Genomic DNA, 11,906 nt, shown 5'->3' with positions numbered 1-11,906 from the left:
CTGCCCATGACTTCAGAAAACACCCCTCCATTATTTGTCCATTTGCGTGCCCACTCCGAGTTTTCGGTGGTGGATGGCATTGCCCGTCTTGATGACCTGATTGGCCAGGCTGTCAAATTCGGTCAGCCAGCCCTGGCGGTTACCGATTTATGCAATATTTTCGGTTTCGTCAAACTTTATAAAGGCGCTCGTGGCAAGGGTATCAAACCGATTGCAGGCTGTGATGTCTGGTTGACCAATGAACAGGATCGTGAAAAACCATTTCGCTGCCTGCTGCTGGTTAAAAACCATCAGGGCTACAATAATTTGTGCGAATTGCTTTCCAAGGCCTGGATCAGCAACCAGTACAAGGGCAGGGCGGAAATCAGGAAAGAATGGCTTCGTGAAATGGGAGAGGGCCTGATCCTGCTTTCCGGCGGTCGTCAGGGGGATATTGGTCAGGCGCTTGAGGTGGGTAATCAGGAACTGGCCATCGCTTTGGCCAAACAATGGTCTGAATTGTTTCCTGACGCTTTTTATATTGAGTTGCAACGGGCCGGCTTCGACGCGGATGAGGTTTATGTACAGGAGGCGGTCAAGCTGGCTGCCGCATGTCATTTGCCGGTCGTGGCCACCCATCCCATTCAGTTTCTGAAGAAAGAAGACTATCGGGTTCATGAGGCGCGTGTTTGTATTGCAGAAGGTGAGTTGCTGGGAAATCCAAAGCGGGTTCGGCGTTTTACCGAAGAGCAGTACATGCCCAGCTCCGAAGAGATGGCACGCAAGTTTCAGGATATTCCCACGGCACTTGAAAATGCGGTTGAGATTGCCAAGCGATGCAACCTGACTCTGGTGCTGGGTAAACCGCAATTGCCCATTTTTCCCACGCCTGATGGTATTACCCTGGATGATTATCTGGTTCAGTTGGCGGAAGAAGGCCTGGCCAAGCGGATGGCGGTGTTATATCCTGATGAGGCAGAAAGGGAAAAGCAGTACCCCACTTATCTCGAACGCCTTCAGTGGGAATGTAAAACAATTATCCAGATGGGTTTCCCGGGCTATTTCCTGATTGTTCAGGACTTTATCAATTGGGGTAAAAACAATGGCGTTCCCGTAGGGCCGGGTCGTGGTTCGGGCGCCGGCTCTCTGGTGGCCTACTCCTTAGGCATTACCGATCTTGATCCCATACGTTATGACTTGCTGTTCGAACGGTTCCTGAACCCCGAACGGGTTTCCATGCCCGACTTTGATATTGACTTTTGCCAGGATAACCGTGAAAAAGTCATCGAATACGTAAAAGATAAATACGGACGCGATGCGGTTAGCCAGATTGCCACCTTTGGTACCCTGGGTGCCAAGGCGGTGGTGCGTGATGTGGGGCGGGTACTTGAGTTGCCCTATTCCCTGTGTGATGGCTTGTCCAAACTTATTCCCTTCAATCCGGCCAACCCCTGGTCCCTTGAAAAAACCCTGGCTGAGGAGCCCGAGTTCAAACGTCGGTATGAAACTGATGAGGAAGTAAAGGCGCTGGTTGATCTGGCCAAACCCCTTGAGGGTCTGACACGCAATATTGGCATGCACGCGGGCGGTGTGTTGATCGCTCCGGGTAAATTAACCGATTTTTGTCCGCTTTACTGCCAGCCTGGTCATGATACCAGTGTGGTTTCACAGTATGACAAGGGTGATGTTGAGGATGTTGGTCTGGTCAAGTTTGACTTTTTGGGCCTTCGCAACCTGACTATCCTGGATTGGGCCGTGCGTTATGTGCGCCGTTTTAATGAAAGCAAGCGTGATTTTGACGTGATGGCATTACCGCTGGATGATCCCGAGGCTTACCGGATTCTTTGCGAGGGTAACACTACGGCAGTGTTTCAGCTTGAATCCCGCGGCATGAAAGAGCTCCTGAAGAAACTGCTGCCCAGCACATTTGAAGACATTATTGCGATGCTGGCCCTGTATCGTCCGGGGCCGCTTGAGTCTGGCATGGTGGATGACTTTGTCAATCGCAAACATGGACGGGCAACGGTGGATTACTTTCATCCCGACCTTGAGTCCACCTTAAGCAGCACTTATGGCGTGATCGTGTATCAGGAACAGGTCATGCTGATTTCCCAGATTATTGGTGGTTACAGTCTGGGCGGTGCCGACTTGCTGCGCCGGGCGATGGGCAAGAAAAAGCCCGAAGAAATGGCCAAGCACCGGGAACTGTTTGAAAAAGGCGCCGTTGAAAAGGGCTATGACGGTGAACTGGCGGTAACGCTATTTGACCTGATGGAAAAGTTTGCCGGCTATGGATTCAACAAAAGTCACTCGGCAGCCTATGCCCTGATTGCTTATCAGACCGCCTGGCTGAAGGCTTATCATCCGGCCGAATTCATTTCGGCCACGATTTCATCGGATATGGATGATACCGATAAGGTACAGATTTTCTGGCGTGATGCGGTTGATAACGGCCTGACCGTTTTGCCGCCCGATGTCAACCAGTCTGTTTTCCGTTTTGAGCCGGTTATTGATGAGTACGTGGCAAGAGGAGAGCCTCCCAGAACCATTCGTTATGGTCTGGGTGCGGTCAAAGGGACGGGCCAGGGGGCAGTTGAAGAAATCTTGCGTGCCCGTGATGAGGGCGGTCCCTTTGTGGATTTATATGATTTTTGCAAGCGGGTAGACCGGCACACCGTCAACCGGCGCACGATGGAGGCCCTGATTCGTGCCGGTGCATTCGATGCGATTGACGAGAACCGTTCGGCGTTGCTGGCGGCCCTGTCCCATGCGATTGATGCGGCAGACCAGGCAGAAAAAAGCGCTAACCAGGTATCCCTTTTCGGGGATGATTCCAGTTCGATTGTCCAGCTTGAAATGGGCAAGGTCAAACCATGGTCCTTGCATACCCGCCTGCTTGAAGAGAAAAATGCCTTGGGTTTTTTCTTTAGTCACCATCTGTTTGAGGTCTGGCGTGATGAGGTGCGTCGCTTTATTCCTGGTACTTTGGCCAAACTGCAGGAATCACGTGATTCGCAATGGATAGCGGGTGTCCTGATTGGTATCCGCAGTTTTACCCTCAAGCAAGAAACCAAATCCGGTGATAACCGGCTTTACTTCCTGCTGATCGATGATGGTACTGCCCAGGTTGAAGTGCTGTGTCCGTCTTCTGTTTATGAGATTCACCGGCATCGTCTCAAGACGGATCAGTTGTTGATTGCACAAGTCAAGATCAAGACCAATAAATTCACTGGCGTATTGCGTATATCGGTGGAGTCTCTTTATGACCTGCAGCTGGCGCGGGAAGAAAAGGCCAGGAGCCTGCAAATCAACCTGAATAAAGAGGTTAGTGTGAAGTCACTTAAAGCTTTGCTTAATCCTTACCGGGCCGAGCCTGAAAATGGTGTGCCAGGTGTGCGGGTCCAGTTGAATTTGCAATCGCCCAAGGGCTTCCGTTGTGAGCTTGTCCTGGGTGAAGAGTGGCGGGTACGCATGGCTGATGCCTTATTTGAAAAAATTGAAGCCACCAAACAGTATGCTGAATACGAGGTTATTTACGAATGAGCAAGCAACAATCGCTGACGGATCAACCGTTAAGAATTCTTCACTCCGAGGCGGCGGTCTCTTTTGGTGGGCAGGAACATCGCATTCTCAAGGAAATGCTGGCCATGCGCGAACGGGGGCACCATATTGAATTGGCCTGCCGTCCCGAGGCTCAGTTGGTGGAGCGTATGCGGGCCCTGGGATTTACCGTGCATACCGTACCCATGGGGGGACTGGGCAATTTTGTCAGGGGTGTGCTTAAGTTCAGAAAAATCCTGAAGCAGGGCAGGTTTGATGTGCTCAATACCCATAGCCGGAAAGATACCCTGATAGCGGCCTTGGGTGCCAGGCTGGCTGGAACACCGCTGATTGTACGCACCCGGCATCTGGCTGCTCCCATCGGTTCGCTGTTGTCATACAGTTGGTTGCCACACCGTATTTCCACCGTCAGTAATCATGTCAGGCAGATGGTTTTGGAAAAAGGGGTGCCCGAGTATAAGGTAAGAACCATTTATTCGCCTGTTGCCACGCCCGAGACTGTTGAGCAGTCTACCTTGCGTCAGGAGTTGCATCTGTCTGATAGTGCAATCGTCGTGATCTGTGTTGCCGTCATGCGCCAGAAAAAAGGCCATATTTTTCTGATCAATACTATGCTGCCCCTGTTTGAAAAATATCCCGACTTGCATCTGGTGCTGGTGGGGGCAGGATCGCCCACCTATGAACAGGTCGTGGCTTTTATCAAGGAAAAAAAAGTTGAAAACCGGGTTCATTTAATGGGGTATCGAAAAGATGTGCCCAACTTGTTAGCCGGCAGTGATATTTTTGCCCTGGCTACTGAACAAGAGGCCTCAGGTACGGTTTATGTTGAGGCACAAATGAGTGGCTTGCCGGTTATCGGGACCGATGTGGGAGGGGTTTCCGAAATGTTCAGGGATGGTGAAACCGGTATCCTGGTTCCCGGCAAAGATCGTAAGGCCCTGGAAAATGCCCTGGAGCGCCTGATTGCCGATCCGGCGTTAAGGCAGAAAATGAGCATGGCTGCCCATCAATGGCTTTATGATGAAGGTGGATTTTCTACTGAAAAGCTGGCCCTTGATACGGAAATCGCTTATCGTATTTGGTTGGCCGAACGAAGTGGCAAGGCAGGCAGTTATACCCAGCCACGCAGCCAGTAAACAATTAATCCCAGATATTCCTTGATAATTGAGCGGCTACTCTCGAGTGCCCTGGCATTGGGAAGCAAAAGAAGGAAACCGGGATCATCGGGAATAGTAATTTGCGGGGGATTGGGGGCTGGGGTTACCTCCAGGTTATATCTGTCAAAGACGGCCATGGATCTGGGGGTATGAAGGGCGGACGTGACTAAAATGATGGATTTTATTTCGTTGTGAATTAATTCATTGGCAGTGAATTCGGCATTTTCATGAGTTGTTTTGCTATTGTTTTCAAGCAAAATGGCTGATTTTGGCACACCTTTGCTTACCAGTTTTGCTGCCATGCCTTTGGCTTCACTTACCTCGCCGGCAAGCGCACCGCCCGAGACGATGATTTTGGGGGCTTTTTGGGCGTGGTACAGCTCGCTGGCCGTATCAATCCGGGAATGGGTTGACGGGTTATCACTCAGTTCCTGGAACCAGTTTTCCCGGTTATTGGCGGTGTTCCCACCCAGGACAACAATTGCCTGCGCCGTGGGAATCGAGTCAATACTCCGATGCGGGTAACGGTTTTCCAGTATTCCCCCAAGAATCAGTGAGGTAATGGGCAAGGACCAGAGCAAGACCCAGGATATCCCACTAAGGCACAGGAATACACCGGTTTTTCTTTTTCGCAGTAAAATCAGGACTGCACCTGAAATAATCAGGAAAACGCACAAATTCAGTGGGACAATCAGCGAAATGAGATGGCTTTTCATACCTGGCTCAAGATGTGGTAAGGATTGATATGCTTAATTTGATGACGGTGTCAAGTTCAGGCCAGTGATCCATACTGCCACAGATATGGGCGGTTGTAGACCAGGGTCCGGTGCGTTTCGGGTCGGTAACGCCAATCAGGGTGATTTGAGGTGTTCTGGTTAATGAGGCAAGATGAGAAACACCCGAGTCGTTGCAGACAACCAGGGCGGCTTTGCCGATCAGGGCAACAAACACCCCCAGGCCAACGGCAGGCAGGCACAGGGCATCAGGGGCATTCCTGAAAGCGGCTTCCCGTTCATTGGGGGGCGGACACATGACAACCGTATATCCTTGCTCCCGCATATGGCGGGTATATTCCGCAAACTGTGGCCAAACCTTGTCTTTGCCTTTGTGTTTGCCTGTTGCCGTAGGGGCAATCAGAATGAATGTCTTGGCCTTCAGGCGATGTTCTTTTAGCAGGATCTCGGCTTTTTGCGTATCTTTCCTGTCCAGGGGCAAAATAAGTGTTTTTTCAGGCGTGGGGGCAGAGTTGAGATGCCATTTTTGCAAGGCGCAATGAGTCAGGTGGTACCATGACTCAACCGCATGCAGATTTTTGGACGGTTTGTCAAAAGGCCACTTCAATAGCAACGAGCGGCCATCGTCTTTGTAACCGGCCGAAGGCAGTCCGGCCAGTCTGAATGTCAGGGCACTGGTGAGCGAGTCGGGTAATAGAAGTCCTACCGATTTGCCATTTGCCGGATTGTTTTTTTTGTGTGCCTTGATAATTTCCCTATCTTTATTCCATTGTCCACTCAGACTCAGGAATTGGGTGCCTACAATACCCTTCAGCAGGCTTTCAGCCCAGGGTTTTGCGCAGATAATCACTTCACAGCCTGTGTTCAGGGTTGCATACAGACTGGGCAGGCTCATGCAGACATCACCGATCCAGTTCGGCAGTCGCAGATAAATTCTAGATATATTTTTCATTAGACGGATTTTATCCTGATTGTCATAAAACATAAACTTTTCTGCATGTTTATGTTGAAACCGTTAAAATCCCAAGCTTGACAGGTTAACAAGAGAGTATTCCTTGAGTTTATTCGAACAAAATCACCGGGAAGGGTCCCATGCGGTCAACCCGGAACTATGGAGAAAAATCTACAAGCGGGTAGGCGTGTACTGGAAAGCACTCGCCGTTGCCATGGTGTTCGTGGCTTTGGGGGCTGCGACACAGCCAGCCATGGCCTACATTATGAAGCCTTTGCTGGATGAGGGTTTTAATGGGGCAAAATCGTATTTTATATGGATGATGCCGCTTGCCATTGTCAGTCTTTTTCTGGCGCGTGGAATTTGCAACTTCCTCAGCAGTTACCTGTTGGCATGGATTGCCAATAATGTATTGCTTGGGATGCGATCTGATATGTATGAACGCCTGCTGACTTTGCCTGATACCGAATTCCAGAAGGGCGATACCGGACGATTGATGAACCGTTTTACGATTGATGCCGGTGACGTTACTGATTATGCGACAGAGGTTTTCACCATTATTGTGCGGGAAACTTTTGTGGTGCTTGCCCTGCTGGGGATGCTGCTGTACTTGTCCTGGCAGCTCAGTCTGATCATTTTTCTGATTCTGCCTTTGTCCATTATGGTGGCACGCTATTTCACCAAGCGTTTGCGTCGTATTAATCGGCAAACCATTAATATGAATGCCCAGCTGACGCATGTGGTAAGAGAGGGTATTGAAGGCCAGCGCGTAGTCAAGCTGTTTGATGGCTATGAATACGAGCAGTCCCGTTTTGCAGTGGTGAATGCGGGTTTAAGGAAGTTCGCCATGAGAAAAGCGTCCGCGGATGCTGCCATGACGCCCCTGACGCAGCTATGTATTTCGTTTGCCGTTGCCGCCGTCATCGCAACCGCTTTGTATCAGGGTAATGCGGGCACCTTGACGGTGGGGGCTTTTGTGGCGTTTGTGACCGCCTTGGCACAAATTCTTGACCCCATCAAACGATTGACCAATGTGGCCTCCAAAGCGCAAAAAATGCTTATTGCTGCGGAAAGTGTCTTTTCATTGATTGATGGTGTCCAGGAGAAAGATCTGGGTAAGCATGAACTGAAAATCAATAATGGTGCAGTGGTTGAGTTCAAGGATGTATGTTTTCGTTTTCCGGATGCGCCGCGCAATACCTTGTCCAATATTTCACTAACGGTTAAATCCGGAGAAACGATTGCTTTTGTAGGCCGCTCAGGCAGCGGGAAAACCACGCTGGCCAACATGATTCCCCGTTTTGTCGAACCTGACTCGGGGTGTATCACGATAAATGGTCACGATATTAATGATGTGACCCTGAAAAGTCTGCGGGCCAATTTATCACTGGTCAGTCAGAATGTGGTGCTTTTTGATGGCTCCATTGCACAGAACGTGGCTTACGGTTCCTATCGCAATGCCACCGAGTCACAAATTACAGAGGCTCTCAAGGCAGCCAATCTGCTGGAATTTGTAGAATCGTTGCCCAATGGTTTGCAAACCCATGTCGGTGAAAATGGGGCATGGCTTTCCGGTGGGCAGCGTCAGCGCCTGGCGATTGCCAGGGCTTTAATCAAAAATGCGCCCATTCTTATTCTGGATGAAGCCACCTCCGCCCTGGATAACGAATCCGAGCGTCAGGTGCAGGCTTCACTTGATCTGCTCATGGCGGGGCGCACAACTTTTGTCATTGCCCACCGTTTATCAACGGTACAAAATGCCAATTGTATTGTTGTACTTGATCATGGACGGATTATCGAGTCGGGTACACATGACGAACTCTTGAAAAAAGGCGGTTTGTACGCCACCTTATATCAAATGCAGTTTCGTGAAGATTAATTGAAAATTATTGTTTTATACTCTTAGGCGTTACACGCAATACATTTATATTTTTTTACGGTAGATCAATGACAGAAAAAGCACAGCATGAAATTTCTTCATGGGGTTATGAACACCCCTCGGTAAAGGGCCCTAACGCCTTAATGTTTTTTACCTGGGATTTGTCCAAAACCATTGAAAATGCTTTCAAGAATGCAACAGAAGATACGCTGGACTATTATCTGGCAGAGGCGCAAAAATCCATAGACGAACTTTTGCAAAAATATATTGATATTGAGGCGGATCCTGAAACTTTTGACGGTCAGAGTATTATTTTGCGTCTGGAACCCAATGAAGACTCAAAAACCCCCTTGATTGCGTTGCAAACTTCTCCGCATCTTGAAGATAGAATCATCAAGATGCAAGCTCGGGTCAGGCCCGGGCACGGTTAATGGGTTCACATCAGGACAATGTCATACATTTCCTGCGTATAGGTGTTGTCAACCTCAAGGGTGATGGGCTTGCCAATAAAATCACCCAGCGTGGCCAGGTAATGGCTTTCCTCTTCAAGAAACAGGTCAATAATGCTTTGCGAGGCAATTAAACGAAACTCTTTGGGGTTGAATTGCTTGGCCTCTCGCAGGATCTCCCGCAAAATGTTATAGCAAACGGTTCTTGGCGTTTGTACCGAACCCTTGGCCTGGCAGGTTGGGCAGGGTTCGCATAGCTGGTGCGCCAAAGAGTCACGAGTGCGTTTTCGGGTCATTTCAACCAGTCCCAGTTGGGAAAAACCGTTAAGGGTTGTTTTGGTGCGGTCTTTATCCAGCGCTTTTTGCAGCTCTGCCAAAATGGCATCCTGGTGTTCTTTATTGTCCATATCGATGAAGTCAATAATAATGATGCCGCCCAGATTACGCAGGCGCAATTGACGGGCAATGGCTACCGCTGCTTCAAGATTGGTTTTGAAAATGGTGTCGTTAAAGTTTCGCCCACCAATAAATCCACCGGTGTTCACATCAATGCTGGTCAGGGCTTCAGTCTGGTCTATGATCAGGTAGCCGCCAGACTTCAGGTTAACGCGCCGTGAAAGGGCGCTGTTGATTTCCTCGTCAACATACGCGGTTTCAAATAACGGTCGCTCACCGGCATAATGTTTTATTTTTCCTATGATTGACGGTGTATAAATGGAAGCCCACTCAAGCAGAGTCTGAGTCGTACTGCGTGAATCAATTTCAATGGACCTGGTTTCGGGCGTCACCATGTCACGCAGCACCCGCTGGGCCAGCGTCAAGTCTTCATAAAGAAGGGCGGGGGCCGATTGCTTTTGCACCGCCTCTTTAATCATGGACCAACGCAGGTTCAGGTATTCCTGGTCTTTCTTTATTTCTTCATCGGTGGCGCCTTCGGCCTGGGTGCGTACAATAAAACCGCCTTTTTCATTGGGGTCCATCAGGGCGATGACCCGCTCTTTCAGGCGGTTTCGCTCTTCCTCTGATTCAATTTTTTGTGAAATGCCAATGTGTTGTTCATGGGGCAGGTATACCAGCATGCGTCCGGCAATGCTGATCTGGTTTGACAGGCGTGCGCCTTTGGTGCCTAAAGGATCTTTAATAACCTGCACCAATAAAGACTGACCTTCAAACAGTAATTTTTCGATTTGCGTGTAGGCAATGCCTGTATTTCGTAAAGAGCGGTTTTCGCGCAGGTCGGCAATATGAATAAATGCGGCTTTATCCAGCCCGATATCAATAAAGGCACTTTGCATTCCTGGTAATACGCGTACAACTTTGCCTAAATAAATATTACCAACTTTACCTCTTTGGCTGGTGCGTTCTATATGTATTTCCTGGGCAGCTCCCAGTTCGATTAATGCGACGCGTGTTTCAAAAGGCGTGACGTTGATTAATATTTGTTCGCTCATGTTTGTTTTCTCTTGGTCTGGCGTATTATTTGGGGGTCGTATATTCTATATGAGCTTATCATGAGAACATGCCCAAGTTGAAGTATGTTAAAAACTAACATTCAGAATACGGTGTAACCCATAAAGAAAGGATTTTGCGGTGAGTGACTCACAAGATTCAAGTTATATTTCCAATCATATTCGCAAACGTATCGAACTGGCCGGTGCCCGCTATCATGCCAATGACAATATTTCGGCCTATATCAATCCCGGTGAGCTCGATCTGTTGCAGCAGGAAGTCCAGGAAAAATTAAAAGAAGTGCTTAAAAGTCTGGTGATTGACACCGAAAGAGACCACAACACCAATGATACGGCGAAGCGTGTTGCCAAAATGTTTATCAAGGAAGTGTTTGCGGGTCGCTATCAGGCTATGCCTGAGACAACCGAATTTCCCAATGTGGAAAAATTAAGTGAGTTGATTATTGTTGGGCCTATTCAGGTACGTAGCGCCTGTTCCCATCATTTGTGTCCCATTATGGGGAAAGTGTGGGTGGGTATCATGCCCAATGAGCAATCCAATTTAATCGGCTTGTCCAAATATGCCCGCCTTATTTCCTGGGTCATGGAGCGCCCACAGATCCAGGAAGAAGCCATTACACAAATTGCCGATTTACTGGTCAAGAAAATGAATCCCGATGGGCTGGCCGTTGTTATGGAAGCGGATCATTTCTGCATGCAATGGCGTGGCGTAAAAGATATGGGATCAAAAATGGTCAACAGCGTCATGCGGGGATCATTCTTAAAAGACTCGGATCTGAGAAAGGAATTTTTATCATTGATGAACGGTAACCGTAGAAATTAACGACATCATCAGTGCTTAATAAGCTTGACCAAGCACACAAAGAAAAAGCAAATGAAGAAAAGGGCAACTGTTGTTTTAACCGTTGGCCCTTTTTTTATTACAAAGAATTGAAGGGCAAGCGTGTGTGTTGATGACGGTGTGAGTGTTCGTTTATTTGTTTGTGTTGTAAATTGGCACACGGTATTTTTATGGTTCAACCGTGGGTGCTGGCAGCCAGGTATGCCATTAATTGGGCAAAGACAGAAAAAAAATCGTCATATTGATCCTTGATGGCAAAGAGGATATGGCGGGCAGTTAAAAATGCCGGCCCTGGTTGTGGTGTAAAAACGCAACAAATTATTGTTTTTGACGTTTCCTTATAAATCAAATAGATAGATGATTTTGTGGTTTTTGGGTAAATAAAAAACGTTCAAACTCTTGCGGGAAATGAAAACGTCATGCTATAGTTCATTTTTTCGCAGCAACGGCAACACGGATTTAGTCCAAAACGCCCGGCGGTGAAAAGGAAACGAAGTCTGGTTAAGTGTGTTGGTTTAGAACGCTACGGCTTAAGCAGGCAACGTGAAGTTGGTGGTCTGGCAGGTTGGTGTTAACGATTTGCCGGGTGGTTTAAAAAGAACGGTTTTAAAAATTCTTTAAAAAAGTTCTTGACAAACAAAACCACATACTTCATAATCTCGTTTCTCTGCTGCTGACACAGCAACGCAGTCAAGTCAGTCTGATGTGGAAACCTTCGGGTTTGAATCGGGTTGAGCTGAATGCGACAAGACCTACTGTAAAGCAGGTTTATGTCAGCCTCATGACCGTTGGGTCATGTTGTAATGCTCTTTAACAATATAACAGCCGATAAGTGTGGGCGCTTGGAATGTAAGAGGCCACACCAGCGTAAGCTGGTGATGCTGA

The 11,906-nt window shown here is 48.4% G+C and carries 8 protein-coding genes; 5 read left to right on the top strand and 3 right to left on the bottom strand.

Annotated elements, in window-relative coordinates; all coding sequences use genetic code 11:
- Positions 1–6: 6 nt before the first annotated feature.
- On the top strand, positions 7–3,522 hold the full coding sequence (dnaE, locus tag KU392_RS06205) for a DNA polymerase III subunit alpha (RefSeq protein ID WP_217734901.1): 3,516 nt from the start codon (positions 7–9) through the stop codon (positions 3,520–3,522).
- Positions 3,519–4,676 carry a glycosyltransferase family 4 protein gene (locus KU392_RS06200; protein WP_217734900.1) on the top strand — a complete coding sequence of 386 codons (1,158 nt, stop codon included), beginning with the start codon at positions 3,519–3,521 and terminating at the stop codon, positions 4,674–4,676. The genes dnaE and KU392_RS06200 overlap by 4 nt, the downstream gene beginning before the upstream one ends.
- On the opposite strand, the gene KU392_RS06195 is transcribed toward KU392_RS06200, so the two are convergent.
- Both KU392_RS06195 and KU392_RS06190 read right to left on the bottom strand, forming a co-directional pair.
- Positions 4,652–5,413, bottom strand: a complete 762-nt coding sequence (locus KU392_RS06195) for a YdcF family protein (protein ID WP_217734899.1) — start codon at positions 5,411–5,413, stop codon at positions 4,652–4,654. The two genes, KU392_RS06200 and KU392_RS06195, sit on opposite strands and share 25 nt — an antisense overlap.
- Before the next feature lie 7 nt (positions 5,414–5,420).
- Positions 5,421–6,383, bottom strand: a complete 963-nt coding sequence (locus KU392_RS06190; protein WP_217734898.1) for a glycosyltransferase family 9 protein — start codon at positions 6,381–6,383, stop codon at positions 5,421–5,423.
- Between the two features lie 103 nt (positions 6,384–6,486).
- On the opposite strand from KU392_RS06190, the gene msbA reads away from it, so the two are divergent.
- Positions 6,487–8,262, top strand: a complete 1,776-nt coding sequence (gene msbA / locus KU392_RS06185; RefSeq protein ID WP_169295019.1) for a lipid A export permease/ATP-binding protein MsbA — start codon at positions 6,487–6,489, stop codon at positions 8,260–8,262.
- A 68-nt stretch (positions 8,263–8,330) separates the two neighbouring features.
- Entirely contained in the window at positions 8,331–8,693 is a 363-nt protein-coding gene (locus KU392_RS06180) for a hypothetical protein (RefSeq protein ID WP_169295018.1), read from the top strand.
- 5 nt (positions 8,694–8,698) lie between these two features.
- Here KU392_RS06180 and rng read toward each other — a convergent pair whose 3' ends face one another.
- Positions 8,699–10,162: a ribonuclease G gene (rng, locus tag KU392_RS06175; RefSeq protein WP_169295017.1), complete on the bottom strand. Its 1,464-nt coding sequence runs from the start codon at positions 10,160–10,162 to the stop codon at positions 8,699–8,701.
- Between the two features lie 139 nt (positions 10,163–10,301).
- Between rng and folE the strand changes: the two genes are divergently transcribed.
- Positions 10,302–11,003: a GTP cyclohydrolase I gene (gene folE / locus KU392_RS06170; RefSeq protein WP_217734897.1), complete on the top strand. Its 702-nt coding sequence runs from the start codon at positions 10,302–10,304 to the stop codon at positions 11,001–11,003.
- Positions 11,004–11,906: the final 903 nt, after the last annotated feature.

Origin of the sequence: Advenella alkanexedens, from assembly GCF_019132845.1 — a bacterium.
Classification (GTDB): Bacteria; Pseudomonadota; Gammaproteobacteria; order Burkholderiales; family Burkholderiaceae_B; genus Advenella; species Advenella alkanexedens.
Note: the sequence above shows the minus strand (reverse complement) of the source record. Positions and strands in the feature narration are given on the sequence as shown.

What these genes read in the sequence shown, in the direction of transcription:
- dnaE (WP_217734901.1), top strand. Translation starts at nt 7, where the DNA reads ATGACTTCAGAAAACACCCCTCCATTATTTGTCCATTTGCGTGCCCAC.
- KU392_RS06200 (WP_217734900.1), top strand. Translation starts at nt 3,519, where the DNA reads ATGAGCAAGCAACAATCGCTGACGGATCAACCGTTAAGAATTCTTCAC.
- KU392_RS06195 (WP_217734899.1), bottom strand. Translation starts at nt 5,413, where the DNA reads ATGAAAAGCCATCTCATTTCGCTGATTGTCCCACTGAATTTGTGCGTT.
- KU392_RS06190 (WP_217734898.1), bottom strand. Translation starts at nt 6,383, where the DNA reads ATGAAAAATATATCTAGAATTTATCTGCGACTGCCGAACTGGATCGGT.
- KU392_RS06180 (WP_169295018.1), top strand. Translation starts at nt 8,331, where the DNA reads ATGACAGAAAAAGCACAGCATGAAATTTCTTCATGGGGTTATGAACAC.
- rng (WP_169295017.1), bottom strand. Translation starts at nt 10,162, where the DNA reads ATGAGCGAACAAATATTAATCAACGTCACGCCTTTTGAAACACGCGTC.